Source organism: Bradyrhizobium sp. BR 10261, assembly GCF_019455395.1.
Lineage (GTDB): Bacteria > Pseudomonadota > Alphaproteobacteria > Rhizobiales > Xanthobacteraceae > Bradyrhizobium > Bradyrhizobium manausense.
This window is the reverse complement of record NZ_JACOFQ010000048.1, coordinates 1-14,393: the sequence shown is the minus strand read 5'-3', so window position 1 is coordinate 14,393 and position 14,393 is coordinate 1. Positions and strand designations below refer to the sequence as shown.

The following is a 14,393-nucleotide window of genomic DNA, read 5'->3' as shown; positions in this document are numbered from 1 at the left end:
AAACAAGGCAGTGGCATTCCCGGCCAGTCCAGGCTCCTTTGCCTCAGACAGAATTGGACGACGCTCCCGTCTCGACAACCGTATCCGGAGACATTGATAGTCATGACGAGCGGCCACGACTTTTCGATAACCAAGGCCGACACGCGCGCACCTTCCGGAAGTTCTGATCGATGATGGCGACCGCTCAGGATATGCCGGCAGCACGAGAGGACGCCATTCAAGGCGGCATGGCCATGCCCGCGCTGGTGCGCTTTTCCGGCATTCAGAAGACCTATGATGGCGAGCACCTCGTGGTGAAGCACCTCGATCTCGACATCAAAAAGGGCGAGTTCATCACGCTGCTCGGCCCCTCGGGCTCGGGCAAGACCACCACGCTGATGATGCTGGCCGGCTTCGAGGTGCCGACCCAGGGCGAGATCTACCTCGCCGACCGCCCGATCAAGAACATGCCGCCGCACAAGCGCGACATCGGCATGGTGTTCCAGAACTATGCGCTGTTTCCGCACCTGACGATCGAGGAGAACGTCGCCTTCCCGCTCTCCGTGCGCAAGACGAGCAAGGCGGAAACGCAGGAGCGCGTCAAGGCTGCGCTGCGCATGATCAAGATGGAAACGCTGGCGCAGCGGCGGCCCGGGCAGCTTTCCGGCGGCCAGCAGCAGCGCGTGGCGCTGGCGCGCGCGCTGGTGTTCAACCCGCAGCTGGTGCTGATGGACGAGCCGCTGGGCGCGCTCGACAAGCGCCTGCGCGAGCAGATGCAGCTGGAGATCAAGCAGCTGCACGAGACCATGGGCATCACCGTCGTCTACGTCACCCACGACCAGAGCGAAGCGCTCACCATGTCGGACCGCATCGCCGTGTTCAACGACGGCATCGTGCAGCAGATCGACAGGCCCGATGCGCTGTACGAGCGGCCGGTGAACAGCTTCGTCGCCAATTTCGTCGGCGAGAACAACGTGCTGTCAGGCACCGTCGAGACAACAGACAAGGATTATTGCCGCGTCTCGCTTGCCGCCGGCGGCACCGTCATGGCCCGTGCGGTCAACATCTCGGGCGCGGGAGCTGCGACCTCGCTGTCGGTGCGGCCGGAGCGGGTCGCCATTGTTGCCGACGGGGCCTCCAGCGACGGTGCGAACCGGCTGCCGGCCAAGGTGCAGAACACCATCTATCTCGGCGACCACGCGCTGGCCGTGCTCGATGTCGCCGGCAATGCAGAGTTCATGGTCAAGCTCCAGCCGGGCGCGCATGACAGGCTGAGATCAGGTGAAAGCGTCTTCATCAGCTTTCGCCCCGAGGACTGCCTCGCGCTCGACCCAGTTTGATTGACCGATCAACCTCAACCCAACTGACCTGAAGAAGGACAAGGACCATGCTGAAGCGCAAGACCAGCAAGATGAGTGGCAAGATTGCACTGGGTTTCATCGCGGCGTTCACCGCCAGCGCGGCGCTGGCGACGGTTGCGCAGGCGCGTGACCTCACGGTGGTGTCGTGGGGCGGCGCCTATCAGGACGCGCAGAAGAAGGTCTATTTCGAGCCGTTCAAGAAGGCGTCAGGCATTGCCATGAACGACGAATCCTGGGACGGCGGCGTCGGCGTGTTGCGCGCCAAGGTGCAGGGTGGCGCCGCCACCTGGGATGTGGTGCAGGTCGAGAGCGACGAGCTCGCGGTCGGCTGCGAGGAAGGCCTCTACGAGAAGCTGGACTATTCCAAGATCGGCGGCGAGGCCGCCTATATCCAGCCGTCGGTCAATCCCTGCGGCGTCGGCGCCATCCTCTATGATTTCGTGCTCGGCTACGACAAGGACAAGCTGAAGGAAGCGCCCAATGGCTGGGCCGACTTCTTCGACACCAAGAAGATCCCCGGCAAGCGCGCCTTGCGCCAGGGCCCGAAGACCACGCTCGAGATCGCCCTCATGGCCGACGGCGTCCCGCCGAAGGACGTCTACAAGGTGCTGGCGACCGACGAAGGCGTCGATCGCGCGTTCAAGAAGCTCGACACCATCAAGGGCGACCTCGTCTGGTGGAAGGCCGGCGCCCAGCCGCCGCAATTGCTCGCCTCCGGCGAGGTGGCGATGACCTCGGTCTACAACGGCCGCATCGACACCGCGAACAAGAACGAGAAGAAGAACTTTGGCATGGTGTGGGACGGCGCGCTGTTCACGCTCGACAGCTGGGTCATCCTGAAGGGCAGCCCGAACAAGGACGCGGCCTACAAATTCCTGGACTTCGTCGGCAAGGCGGAGAACCAGTCCAAGCTGTCGCAGAACATTGCCTACGGCACCTCGAACAAGGATGCCGCCGCCCTGATCCCGCCGGCCGTCCTGAAGGATCTGCCGACGGCGCCTGACAACATCAAGAACGCGGTCGAGATCAACGTCGCCTTCTGGCTCGAGAACATCGACAAGCTGACCGAGCGCTTCAACAAATGGGCCGCGAAGTAGCGCGGCCGCACCGGCATGCGCCGTGGGCGAGTCGGATAGCTTGCCCGCGGCGCATCCTTCGAGACGCCCGCCTGCGGCGGGCCCTCAGGATGAGGTCAGAGTTTGTGGTAGCGACTTTACAAGCGCCGATGCCGAGGAGCCTCATCCTGAGGAGACCGCCACCGGGTCCGCGCAAAGCGCGGGCCGATGACAGGCTCCGCGGTCGTCTCGAAGCACGAGGCGCTTGCTCAGACCTCTCCAAAAAGAGGCTCAACCGATGACAGCCGCCTCCCTCACCGACGCCGATGTGAAGACCAGCGTGTCGCTCAAGCGCCGCCTGAAGCGGGCGGAGCGCGCGCGCCAGATCAAGGCGCTGGCGCTGGTTCTGCCGTTGCTGCTGTTTCTGCTGTTCACCTTCGCCGGGCCCATCGCCGGCATGCTGTGGCACGCGGTCGATGACCACGAGGTGCGCCAGGTTCTGCCGCAGACGGTCGCGGCTCTCGCCAGTTGGGACGGCAAGGATCTGCCGGACGAAAAGGCCTATGCCGCCCTGGCAAGCGACATTCAGGCGGCGCGCGCCGCTGGCACCGTCGCGATCGCCGCCAAGCGGCTCAACTATGCCCAAAACGGTTTCCGCACGATCCTCACCAGCACTGCACGCAATCTGAAAGCGATGCCGGAGCCGGGCACAGCCAAGGAGACGCTGGGCAAGATCAACCCGGCCTGGCGCGACCGCGCCACCTGGACGACGATCAAGGGCGCCAGTGGTCCGGTCACCAGCTTCTACCTGCTGGGAGCGCTCGACCTTGTCAGGAACGCGGACGGCGCCATCGTCGCGGCTCCGCCGGATCAGGCCATCTACCGCGATGTCTTCGGCCGCACTTTCCTGATCAGCCTCGGTGTCACGGTGCTCTGCCTGGTCCTCGGCTTTCCGGTCGCCTATTTGCTGGCGACGCTGCCGCCGGGCCGCTCGAACCTCCTGATGATCTTCGTGCTGCTGCCGTTCTGGACCTCGCTTCTCGTTCGAACCTGCGCCTGGATCGTGCTGTTGCAAAGCAAGGGCGTCGTCAATGACAGCCTGCACTGGCTCGGCATCATCGATGAGCCGCTGCGCCTGATCTACAACCGCTTCGGCGTCTGCGTGGCCATGACCCACGTGCTGCTGCCGTTCATGATCCTGCCGCTGTACAGCAGCATGAAGGCGATCTCGCCGGCCTATATGCGTGCCGCCGCCTCGCTCGGTGCATCGCCCATCACCGCTTTCCTGCGGATCTATATGCCGCAAACCCTGCCCGGCATCGGCGCGGGCAGCCTGCTCGTCTTCATCCTGGCGCTCGGCTACTACATCACGCCGGCCCTCGTCGGCGGCGCCGCCGACCAGATGATCAGCTACTTCATCGCGCTCTACACCACCGAAACCGCCAATTGGGGCCTGGCCTCGGCGCTGGGCGCGGTGCTGCTGCTCGCCACGGTTTTGCTCGCGCTCGTGTATGGCAAGCTGGTGCAGGGCCAGCAGGTGACGGGAGGGATGAAGAATTGAGCGACGCTTCCTCCTTGCGCACACCCAGCCAGCGCATCGCCTGGACCGCAACCATCGTCATCTCGACGCTGGTCTTCATCTTCCTGATCGCGCCGATCCTGGCGATCATGCCGCTGTCCTTCAGCTCGGGTTCGTATCTCACTTATCCGCTGCCGGGCCTCTCCTTGCGCTGGTACGACGACTTCATCAGCTCACCGCGCTGGATGAACTCGCTGAAGAACAGCATGATCATCGGCGTGGCCTCGACGCTGTTGTCGATGGTTCTTGGCACGCTGGCAGCCCTTGGACTGGCGCAGTGGAAGAGCCGGTTCAAGCCGCTGGTGCTGGCCTTCGTGCTGTCGCCGGTGGTTGTGCCCGGCGTCATCACCGCGGTCGGTCTCTATTTCTTCTTCGCGCCGATTGGCCTCACCGGCAGCTATCTCGGCCTGATCCTGGCTCACACCGCGCTGGCAACGCCGTTCGTGGTGATCACGGTCGGCGCGACGCTGCAAAGCTTCGACACCAACCTTGCCCGCGCCGCCGCCTCGCTCGGCGCCTCGCCGCTTCTGGCGTTCCGCCGGGTGATCCTGCCGCTGATCCTGCCGGGACTCGCATCGGGTGCACTGTTCGCCTTCGCGACCAGCTTTGACGAGGTGGTGATCGTGCTGTTCATGGCAGGGCCCGAGCAGCGCACTTTGCCGCGCGAAATGTTCAGCGGCATCCGCGAGAATATCAGCCCGACTATCACGGCAGCCGCGGTGATCCTGACGACGGTGTCGGTGATCCTGCTCGCGACGCTGGAGGGCCTGCGCCGGCGCAACGAGCGGCTCAAGGGCGGCGGCTGAGAGGCGGTCTATCTTCCCCCGCTCCCCCTTTGCGGCAGGGCAATCGCATATAGTGCATCTTCGATGCATTCCGGCCTCTTCCCGCAAGCGGGGAGAGGCGAAGGAACCGAGCCCGTCCCCTCCGATTTTGCATTCTGCTATGGCGCTGAGCGCTTAGCTGCGATCGCCGATAGCCGCTAGAACAGTCCCCGCAACAACGCCCAAACAACAACGCTAAGGGAGAAAAAGATGCATAAACTCATCGCCGCGGTCGCAGCCGGCCTCGCTGTCGCCGCCACATCGGGCGCGGCCCAGGCGCAGATTTCCGACAACGTCGTCAAGCTCGGCGTGCTCACGGACATGTCGAGCCTCTACGCCGACGCGACCGGCAAGGGCTCGCTCGCCGCGGTCGAGATGGCCGTCGCCGACTACGGCGGCAAGGTCGCGGGCGTGCCGATCCAGGTCGTGTCCGCCGACCACCAGAACAAGCCCGACGTCGGCGTCAACATCGCTCGCAACTGGTACGACAACGAGAAGGTGGACGCCGTGATGGACGTGCCGACCTCCTCGGTCGCGCTGCCGATCTCGGCGCTGACGCGCGAGAAGAACAAGATCAACATCAATTCCGGCGGCGGCTCGTCCGACATCACCGGCACCGCCTGCTCGCCCAACACGGTGCACTGGACCTACGACACCTACGCGCTGTCGAACGTCGCGGGCAAGGCGATGGTGAAGCGCGGCGAGGACACCTGGTTCTTCGTCACCGCCGACTACGCCTTCGGCATGGCGCTCGAGCGCGACGCCGCCAACGTCGTCAAGGAGAGCGGCGGCAAGGTGGTCGGCGACGTCCGCCATCCGCTCAACTCGTCGGACTTCTCGTCCTTCCTGCTCCAGGCCCAGGCCTCGAAGGCCAAGGTGGTCGCGCTGGCGAATGCCGGCGGCGACACCACCAATGCGCTGAAGCAGGCCGCCGAGTTCGGCCTGGTCCAGGGCGGCCAGAAGATGATCGCGCTGCTGCAGGAAATCACCGACACGCATTCACTCGGCATCAAGGCGACACAAGGCCTGATCGTCACGGACGCGTTCTACTGGGACATGAACGACGAGACGCGCGCCTTCTCCAAGCGCTTCAACGACAAGGTCGGGCACATGCCGACCATGATCCAGGCCGGCCTCTATTCCGCGACCATGCATTATCTGAAGGCAATCGAGGCCATCAAGAGCGACGAAGCGCCGAAGGTGATGGAGCAGATGCGCAAGACGCCAATCAACGACTTCTTCGCCAAGAACGGCAAGATCCGCATCGACGGCCGCATGGTCCACGACATGTATCTGTTCGAGGTGAAGAAGCCCGAGGATTCCAAAGGCGAATGGGACCTCTACAAGCTGATCGCCACCGTACCCGGCGACGAAGCCTTCCGTCCGCTCGACAAGGGCGGCTGCCCGCTGGTGAAGGGGAATTGAGGATCTTCTCCCCGTGAAAAAACACGGCGGCGCGCCCGGCGAAAACCGGGCGCGCCGCGTTTAGACCTTTAAAAGCCCATTACTCCGAGTACTTGAACTCGGGCATGTTCTTCAGTTCGTCCTTGGTCGCATTGAACACGGCGTGGTCAGGATACCACTTCGAGCTCGACGACGTCGTGGTGGTGGTGGTGGTCGCAGCAGGCCTGTCGGTGCCGGTCGCAGCACCCGTCGTCGTGGTCGCAGCGGGCTTGGCGCCCGGGTTCGTCCCGGCGCCGGTGTAGGCCACGGCCTCATTGACGAACTTCAACTTCTCATACGGCACGGCAACGAGATGCTCGCCCATGCCGAGGAAGCCGCCGACGCCAATCACAGCGATTTTCACGGCGCCGCTCTTGTCCATCAGCAGATCGTTGATCGAGCCGATGTTCTCGTTCGCTTCGTTATAAACCTTCACGCCTGCCATCTTCGAGGCGCGCCATTCGCCCGACGCGCTCGTGGTTGTCGTCGTCGCGGTCGAAGCGGTGGGCGATTTGTCGGCGGTGGTGGCGGCCGGGTTCTGCGCAAACGCAACGGTCGCAAGCAAGGCAGTGCCGGCCAGGCCGGCAGCGATCGATTTCATCAACATGGTTTGTCCTCTCCTTCAGCAGAAAACTCGTGCGGGGAAAACAGCGACGGTCACCTGCAGTTCCCAAGGTGCGGCAATTTCGTCGCGCCTTTGCGGCACTGCGGCGCGAGGAAAAGTTCCTGGAACGCGCGGGGGGCACAGTTCCTCGCCGACAATCATGCGCCTTGGGATGAAGCATGTTCGCGTGCGCTGATCGACCTCGAGCAGATGCGTTCGATGCTGCAGAGCGCGCTGTCGCTGCCGCGCAATGACCGCAGGATAGAAGCGGTGATGCAGGTCGATATCGCCGGCACGCAGCAGCTCATCGCCGACCAGTTCGGCGACAGCAAGCTCGCCATCGACGTATGCCGGAGGACGACATCGTCGCCTGTGGATCGCGCTCGCCCATGGCGGCGAGCTGTCACTGCCAGCCGCACGGGCTGATCGTCCGAATGCAATTGCCGATATGGCGGCAGCCGCGGCTGGCCGCCTAAGGCCTTCGCCTCAGGCCGCGAGCGGGACGGTCACGGGCTCATCGAAGATCGCGATCGCCTCGAAGTGATAGCCACAAGCCTGGCATTTCCAGAGATAGGAAATGCGTCCCTCGCCCGGCTCGATCCAGTCCGGGAACGGGATCGGTGTCCCGCATTGTGCACACGGATTCTGCGTGGGGATGTCGCCGATGTCTGCTCGGGTCACGGACGTCCTCCCGAATGCTGGTGGTGCGGTTATTGGGCGTATGCACCAATGGACAGACCTGCTGTCGCGTAAGGCACTCCGCCGGCTCTGAACCTAACCCATGTTTGAGTCGTAAAAACGACGGCTCGGCGAAAATCGCCGGTGGCGGCGTTTCGCCACATCATCGCCGTGTTCGGCAGGCCTAACGCGCACGGTCCAGGTCAGTTCTGCCGGGGAACATTTCAATGAAAATTTTGCGCATCGCCGTTCTCGCGGCAGTCGGGCTGATATTGCCGCAGGCCGCAATCGCAGGCCAGGCCGACTATGCAGAGATGGTCGCGATGCATGCGCGCGCCAACGGCGTGCCGGAGGCGCTGGTGCATCGCGTCATCACGCGCGAGAGCCGCTATCAGCCGGGCCTGGTCGGCCATGGCGGCACCATCGGGCTGATGCAGATCAAGCTCGCGACCGCCCGCGGCCTCGGCTACACCGGCGATGCGAGCGGCCTGCGCGACCCCAACACCAATCTCACCTATGCCGTCAAATATCTCGCCGGTGCCTATCACGCCGCCAATGGCGATCACGACCGGGCCGTGCGTTATTTCGCGGGCGGCTATTACTATGCTGCAAAGCGGCAGCGTCAGGAGATGGTGCGAGAGGCAAGCTTCGAGCCTCAGCTGGAGCCGAACGGCAATCCGCAGCCGATGTTCGGCCCCGCGCCGCATCGCAAGCTGGCCCAGCAGGTCCGCAACGCGCGGGCGCAGGTTCCCGCCCGGTAGTCGCCGTCATGGCCGGGCTTGACCCGGCCACCCACGTCTTCGCATCGACGCCCAAGAACGTGGATGCCCGGGACGAGCCCGGGCATGACGAGCGCGAGCGTTGACCACCCTGCCCCACTGGCCTACATTAGAGCCGTTCCGAGGGGTGCTCCGAGGAGGAGCTGAGATACCGCTAAATGGGCAAGCCTGCACTTCGGCAAGCACGCCCAGGACCGCGGTGACCCTTTGAACCTGATCCGGGTCATGCCGGCGAAGGGACAGGGATGTTGCAAACGACCAAGCGACCGGATTCCCCGGTATCCATCATCGGCGCAGGCATAGCCGGAGCTTGGCAGGCGCTGCTGTTCGCGCAAGCCGGCCACGCCGTGACCCTGCACGAGCGCAGTGACGCTGACATGACCGATGCCACCAGCCATTGGGCCGGCGGCATGCTTGCGCCCTATTGCGAGGCGGAGGTCGCCGAGCCCATCATCAGCCGCCTGGGGCTTCGCTCGCTCGATATCTGGCGCCGCGAGCTGCCCGACACCCCCTTCAACGGCTCGCTGGTCGTCGCCCATCCGCGCGAGCGCAACGATTTCGAGCGCTTTGCCCGGATGACCGAGGGCCATCGCCGGCTCGATGCCGCGGGCCTCGCCGCGCTCGAACCGTCGCTGGAAGGCCGTTTTCGCGAGGCGCTGTTCTTCCCGACCGAGGGCCATGTCGAGCCACGCCGCGTGCTGCCGAAGCTGCACGAGCGCATCGTCGCCGCCGGCGGCACCATCAAGTTCGGCAGCGACGTCACGGCCGCCGAGCTCGCAAATCTTGATCCCGAAGGCCTCGTGATCGACTGCCGCGGCCTTGCCGCGCGCGAGGAACATCCCGGCTTGCGCGGCGTCAAGGGCGAGATGATCCTGATCGAGACCCGCGAGGTGCAGCTGTCGCGCCCGGTGCGGCTGATCCATCCGCGCTGGCCGCTCTACGTCATCCCGCGCGAGGCCAATCTGTTCATGCTGGGCGCGACCTCGATCGAGGCCGAAGACACCGGCGTCAGCGTCCGCTCGGCGCTGGAGCTCTTGGGCGCCGCCTATGCCGTGCATCCGGCGTTCGGCGAGGCCCGCATCGTCGAATTCGGCTCCGGCCTTCGCCCCGCCTTTCCCGACAATTTACCGCGCATCGGCGTGCACGGCGGCAAGATCAGCGTCAACGGGCTCTACCGCCACGGCTTCCTGATCGCCCCCGCCCTCGCCGAGCTGACGCTGGCTTTCGTCGAGCGCGGCCAAATCGACAATGAGGTGATGCAATGCGCGTGATCGTCAACGGCGAACAGCGCGAGATCAATTCAGCCAGCGTCGATGCGCTGCTGTCCGAGCTCGACTATGAGGGCACCCATTTCGCCATCGCGCTGAACTACGACGTGGTGCCGAAGAGCCGCTGGGCCGAGACCGCGCTCAAAGCCGGCGACGAGATCGAGATCATCACGCCGCGGCAGGGAGGATGAGGGAGATGAAGTGCCCGCCACACATTCCGCTGTCATCGCCCGACTTGATCGGGCGATCAAGTACGCCGCGGCTTCTCCGCATCACGGCACGGCCTCTGGAATACTGGATCCCCGCCTTCGCGGGGATGACAGCTACATCTGGGCCGACAGCGTCAATTGAGGAGACACCGACATGGTGACCTTCTACGGCAAGACCTTCGCCTCCCGCCTCCTCATCGGCAGCGCGCTCTATCCCTCACCTGCCATCATGCAGGATGCCATCCGCGCCTCCGGCTCCAACATCGTCACGGTGTCGCTGCGGCGCGAATCCGCGGGCGGCAAGACTGGCGATGCATTCTGGAAGCTGATCCGCGAGCTCGACGTATCAGTGCTGCCGAACACCGCGGGCTGCCGCACCGTGCGCGAGGCCGTGACCACCGCAAAGCTCGCCCGCGAATTGTTCGACACCAGCTGGATCAAGCTGGAAGTCATCGCCGACAACGACACGCTGCAGCCCGACGTCGTTGGCCTGGTCGAAGCCGCCACCATCCTGATCAAGGACGGCTTTGAGGTGTTCCCCTATTGCACCGAGGATCTCTCGGTCGCCAATCGCCTGGTCGAAGCGGGGTGCAAGGTGGTGATGCCCTGGGCCGCGCCGATCGGCAGCGCGAAGGGCATCATCAACCGCGACGCGCTCAAGCTGCTGCGCGAGCGGCTGCCCGACATCACGCTGGTGGTCGACGCCGGCATCGGCGCGCCGAGCCATGCGGCTGAAGCGCTCGAGCTCGGCTATGACGCCGTGCTGCTCAACACCGCGATCGCCAAGGCCGCCGATCCCATCGCGATGGCGGGCGCCTTCCGCCTCGGCATCGAGGCCGGCCGCACTGCTTATGAGGCCGGGCTGATGAACGCCCGCGACTTCGCCTCTCCTTCCACCCCTGTCGTTGGGACCCCGTTCTGGCATGCCGTATCCTGATCGCAACGCGTATCCTGATCGTTTCTATCCCGTCGTCGACAGCCTCGACTGGGTCGAACGCCTGACCAGGCTCGGCGTCGGCACCATTCAGCTGCGCGCGAAAAATCTCGACGACGCGCAGGCCTTGCAGATCGTCACCGACGCGCTCGCGATCACGAAAGGCACGCAAGCCAAGCTGGTCGTGAACGACTATTGGCGCGCGGCGATCGTCGCCGGCGCCAAATATCTGCATCTCGGCCAGGAGGATCTGGCGGAGGCCGACCTCAAGGCGATCCGCGAAGCGGGCCTCTCGCTCGGTATCTCCACCCATGACGACGACGAGCTCGCGACCGCGCTCGAGGCAAAACCCGACTACGTCGCGCTCGGCCCGATTTTCTTCACCACACTCAAATCGATGCGCTTCGAACCGCAGGGCATTCCGAAAATCACGGAATGGAAAAAGCGCATCGGCACCATCCCGCTGGTCGCGATCGGCGGCATCAAGTTCGAGCACGCCGCGGAGATCTTTGCCGCGGGTGCGGATTCCATTGCCGTCGTCAGCGACGTCACCCAGAACGCCGACCCGGACGCGCGCGTGCGTCAATGGCTGGGCCAGTCGAAGGAGGCGGCATGATGCATGTCCCGCTCTTACCCCACACACCACTGTCATCGCCCGGCTTGACCGGGCGATCCAGTACTCCGCGGCCTCTCGGTTCCAGCCGAACCGCCGCGGAGTACTGGATCCCCGCTTTCGCGGGGATGACAGCGGTAATTGCCTCTCGCGCAGCGACATCAACGAATTAACCGGAGGACCCCATGAACATTCGCTCCAACCCTGAAAAAACCGTCCCCGCCGTCACCACCGGCCCGCTGCCCTCCTCGCGAAAGATCTTCGCCTCGCCAGACGCCGCACCCGATCTGCGCGTGCCCTTGCGCGAGATCATCCTGTCCGAAGGCGCCGGCGAGCCGAACCTGCCGGTGTACGACACCTCGGGCCCCTACACCGATCCGTCCGTGACCATCGACGTCAACGCCGGCCTTCCCCGCAACCGCAAGCAATGGGTGCTGGAGCGAGGCGGCGTCGAGGAATATGAGGGCCGGCAGATCAAGCCCGAGGACAATGGCAGCGTCTCCACCGACAAGGCCGCGCGCGCCTTCTCGGCCTATCACAAACCCTTGCGCGGCCTCGACGGCCACAAGATTACCCAGCTCGAGTTTGCCCGCGCCGGCATCATCACCAAGGAGATGATCTACGTCGCGGCGCGCGAAAATCTCGGCCGAAAGGCACAGCTCGAGCGCGCCGAAGCCGCCCTCGCCGATGGCGAAAGCTTCGGCGCCTCCGTCCCCGCCTTCATCACCCCGGAGTTCGTGCGCAGCGAAATCGCGCGCGGCCGCGCCATCATTCCCTCCAACATCAACCACTCCGAGCTCGAGCCGATGATCATCGGCCGCAACTTCCTCACCAAGATCAACGCCAATATCGGCAACTCGGCGGTGACCTCATCGGTTGAGGAGGAGGTCGAGAAGATGGTGTGGGCGATCCGCTGGGGTGCCGACACCGTGATGGACCTCTCCACCGGCCGCAACATCCACACCACGCGTGAGTGGATCCTGCGCAACGCGCCGGTGCCGATCGGCACCGTTCCCATCTATCAGGCGCTGGAGAAGTGCAACGGCGATCCGGTGAAGCTGACCTGGGAGCTCTACAAGGACACGCTGATCGAGCAATGCGAGCAGGGCGTCGACTATTTCACCATCCACGCCGGCGTGCGCCTGCAATACATCCACCTCACCGCCAACCGCGTTACCGGCATTGTCAGCCGCGGCGGCTCGATCATGGCGAAGTGGTGCCTCGCGCATCACAAGGAAAGCTTCCTCTACACCCATTTCGACGAGATCTGCGATCTCATGCGCAAATATGACGTCTCGTTCTCGCTCGGCGACGGCCTGCGCCCCGGCTCGATCGCCGATGCCAACGACCGCGCGCAATTCGCCGAGCTCGAAACGCTCGGCGAGCTGACCAAGATCGCGTGGGACAAGGGCTGCCAGGTCATGATCGAAGGCCCCGGCCACGTGCCGATGCACAAGATCAAGATCAACATGGACAAGCAGCTCAAGGAGTGCGGCGAAGCGCCGTTCTACACGCTTGGACCGCTGACCACCGACATCGCGCCGGGCTATGACCACATCACCTCGGGCATTGGCGCGGCCATGATCGGCTGGTTCGGCTGCGCCATGCTCTGCTACGTCACGCCGAAGGAGCATCTCGGCCTGCCGGATCGGAACGACGTCAAGACCGGCGTCATCACCTACAAGATCGCCGCCCACGCCGCCGACCTCGCCAAGGGCCACCCCGCAGCGCAACTGCGCGACGACGCCCTCTCCCGTGCGCGGTTCGAATTCCGCTGGACCGACCAGTTCAACCTCGGCCTCGATCCGGATACGGCGAAGAGCTTCCACGACGAGACCCTGCCGAAGGAAGCCCACAAGGTCGCCCATTTCTGCTCGATGTGCGGCCCAAAATTCTGCTCGATGAAGATCACCCAGGACGTGCGGGACTATGCGGCGACGCTGAACGATCCGAACAGCGTGGGCATGTCGATGCAGGGCACGGCCGAAGACGGCATGGCCAGGATGAGCGCGAAGTTCAAGGAGATGGGCAGCAGCGTTTATCTGGATGCGGAAAAGGTGAAGGAGAGTAATCGGGTGCTGTGAGGGGCTCTCCGCTCCATCAAGCAGCATTCAGCTCGTAGGGTGGGTTAGCCTTGCGGATGCGCGAAGCGCAGTCCGGAAGGCGTAACCCACCGCTTCTGTTCGCGCAGCTACAGACGAGGTGGGTTACGCCTTGCGCCAGCTTTCTCGGAGAGAGCGCATTCGCGGGCGGCTGACCCACCCTACGAGACCGCCTGCGAATTCGGGATCGGCGTCACCCTGGGGATCGGCGAAGGAGCTGCCGCGGCCTGCGGCGCGCAGGATCGGATGATCCGTAGCCCGGAGGGAGCGAAGCGCAATCCGGGGCCACCTTATCCGCCGATCCAGCTCCCGCATTGCGCTTCGCTTCATGCCGGCTACGACGCGACGGACAATTGACTTGATTGAAACCCACCGTCTCCCCGACCAGCTCCGCGAAAACCTCCGCCTCGTCTTCGTCGGCACCGCCGCCTCGACGCGCTCGGCCGAGCTCGGGCACTACTACGCCCATCCCGGCAACCGGTTTTGGCGTGCGATCCATGAGGCCGGCATCACGCCGCGGCGCTATCAGCCGGGCGAGTTTGCATCGCTGATCGAGCTCGGGATCGGCTTCACCGATCTCTCCAAGTCGGGCGCGGGGATGGATCACCAGATCGCGGCGGAGATGATCGACGTGCCGGGCTTCAGGGCGAAGATGGAAAAATATCGGCCGCGGACGATTGCATTCACGAGCAAGAGGGCGGCGAGCCTGTTTTACGGCCGGCCGTCAGCTGCGATTGCGCTGGGGCGGCAGCCGCGCGATGCGAGCTGGCCGGAGATTTTTGTGCTGCCATCGCCGTCTGGTGCTGCCTCGGGGCATTGGACGCTGGAGCCGTGGCAGGAGCTGGCGAGGTGGATCGGCTCTGCTTCGTAGATGGGGTAACGGGCACGGAGGCCTCCCAAGCCAGCCGCACTAGCTACGGCGCTATTTGAAGGCGCGCGTCGCGCGGCTGGCTTGGGAGGCGGTC

At 64.5% G+C, this 14,393-nt stretch carries 15 protein-coding genes and 1 riboswitch; of the genes, 13 read left to right on the top strand and 2 right to left on the bottom strand.

The window, feature by feature from the left end:
• The first annotated feature begins 227 nt into the window (after window positions 1-227).
• The 5 genes from HYH07_RS34295 to HYH07_RS34275 all read left to right on the top strand — a co-directional run bounded on the left by HYH07_RS34295 (window position 228) and on the right by HYH07_RS34275 (window position 6,223).
• Window positions 228-1,319, top strand: coding sequence for an ABC transporter ATP-binding protein (locus HYH07_RS34295; RefSeq protein ID WP_220006632.1), 1,092 nt, complete (start codon window positions 228-230; stop codon window positions 1,317-1,319).
• A 47-nt stretch (window positions 1,320-1,366) separates the two neighbouring features.
• Complete coding sequence (locus HYH07_RS34290; RefSeq protein ID WP_220006606.1) at window positions 1,367-2,437, top strand: ABC transporter substrate-binding protein; 1,071 nt, start codon at window positions 1,367-1,369, stop codon at window positions 2,435-2,437.
• A 256-nt stretch (window positions 2,438-2,693) separates the two neighbouring features.
• Window positions 2,694-3,956 carry an ABC transporter permease gene (locus HYH07_RS34285; protein WP_220006605.1) on the top strand — a complete coding sequence of 421 codons (1,263 nt, stop codon included), beginning with the start codon at window positions 2,694-2,696 and terminating at the stop codon, window positions 3,954-3,956.
• The gene (locus HYH07_RS34280; RefSeq protein ID WP_057754278.1) at window positions 3,953-4,780 is read left to right on the top strand and encodes an ABC transporter permease; all 828 of its coding nucleotides are present in this window, start codon (window positions 3,953-3,955) and stop codon (window positions 4,778-4,780) included. Before HYH07_RS34285 ends, HYH07_RS34280 begins: the two co-directional genes overlap by 4 nt.
• Window positions 4,781-5,008: 228 nt before the next feature.
• Window positions 5,009-6,223 carry an ABC transporter substrate-binding protein gene (locus HYH07_RS34275; RefSeq protein WP_220006604.1) on the top strand — a complete coding sequence of 405 codons (1,215 nt, stop codon included), beginning with the start codon at window positions 5,009-5,011 and terminating at the stop codon, window positions 6,221-6,223.
• Window positions 6,224-6,302: 79 nt separating this feature from the next.
• Here the strand turns inward: HYH07_RS34275 and HYH07_RS34270 are convergent, their stop codons facing one another.
• Window positions 6,303-6,848: a PRC-barrel domain-containing protein gene (locus tag HYH07_RS34270; RefSeq protein WP_220006603.1), complete on the bottom strand. Its 546-nt coding sequence runs from the start codon at window positions 6,846-6,848 to the stop codon at window positions 6,303-6,305.
• Window positions 6,849-7,064: 216 nt separating this feature from the next.
• Here HYH07_RS34270 and HYH07_RS34265 point away from each other — a divergent pair, with 216 nt between their 5' ends.
• Window positions 7,065-7,271, top strand: a complete 207-nt coding sequence (locus HYH07_RS34265) for a hypothetical protein (protein ID WP_228749960.1) — start codon at window positions 7,065-7,067, stop codon at window positions 7,269-7,271.
• A 60-nt stretch (window positions 7,272-7,331) separates the two neighbouring features.
• Here the strand turns inward: HYH07_RS34265 and HYH07_RS34260 are convergent, their stop codons facing one another.
• A complete protein-coding gene (locus HYH07_RS34260; RefSeq protein WP_220006602.1) occupies window positions 7,332-7,526 on the bottom strand; it encodes a hypothetical protein in 195 nt (64 codons plus the stop codon).
• Window positions 7,527-7,750: 224 nt separating this feature from the next.
• Here HYH07_RS34260 and HYH07_RS34255 point away from each other — a divergent pair, with 224 nt between their 5' ends.
• From HYH07_RS34255 to HYH07_RS34225, 7 genes are all read left to right on the top strand, one after another.
• Complete coding sequence (locus HYH07_RS34255) at window positions 7,751-8,284, top strand: lytic transglycosylase domain-containing protein (protein WP_220006601.1); 534 nt, start codon at window positions 7,751-7,753, stop codon at window positions 8,282-8,284.
• A 131-nt stretch (window positions 8,285-8,415) separates the two neighbouring features.
• Window positions 8,416-8,560: riboswitch (TPP riboswitch) on the top strand.
• Entirely contained in the window at window positions 8,548-9,573 is a 1,026-nt protein-coding gene (locus HYH07_RS34250) for an FAD-dependent oxidoreductase (RefSeq protein WP_220006600.1), read from the top strand. Its footprint overlaps the riboswitch before it by 13 nt.
• Window positions 9,564-9,761: a sulfur carrier protein ThiS gene (thiS, locus tag HYH07_RS34245; RefSeq protein WP_007600772.1), complete on the top strand. Its 198-nt coding sequence runs from the start codon at window positions 9,564-9,566 to the stop codon at window positions 9,759-9,761. The genes HYH07_RS34250 and thiS overlap by 10 nt, the downstream gene beginning before the upstream one ends.
• Window positions 9,762-9,933: 172 nt before the next feature.
• A complete protein-coding gene (locus tag HYH07_RS34240; RefSeq protein WP_220006599.1) occupies window positions 9,934-10,716 on the top strand; it encodes a thiazole synthase in 783 nt (260 codons plus the stop codon).
• Window positions 10,703-11,329, top strand: coding sequence for a thiamine phosphate synthase (locus tag HYH07_RS34235; RefSeq protein WP_220006598.1), 627 nt, complete (start codon window positions 10,703-10,705; stop codon window positions 11,327-11,329). Before HYH07_RS34240 ends, HYH07_RS34235 begins: the two co-directional genes overlap by 14 nt.
• A 182-nt stretch (window positions 11,330-11,511) precedes the next feature.
• Window positions 11,512-13,410, top strand: a complete 1,899-nt coding sequence (thiC, locus tag HYH07_RS34230; RefSeq protein WP_220006597.1) for a phosphomethylpyrimidine synthase ThiC — start codon at window positions 11,512-11,514, stop codon at window positions 13,408-13,410.
• A gap of 346 nt (window positions 13,411-13,756) precedes the next feature.
• Window positions 13,757-14,299, top strand: coding sequence for a mismatch-specific DNA-glycosylase (locus HYH07_RS34225; RefSeq protein ID WP_220006596.1), 543 nt, complete (start codon window positions 13,757-13,759; stop codon window positions 14,297-14,299).
• The last annotated feature ends 94 nt before the right edge of the window (window positions 14,300-14,393 follow it).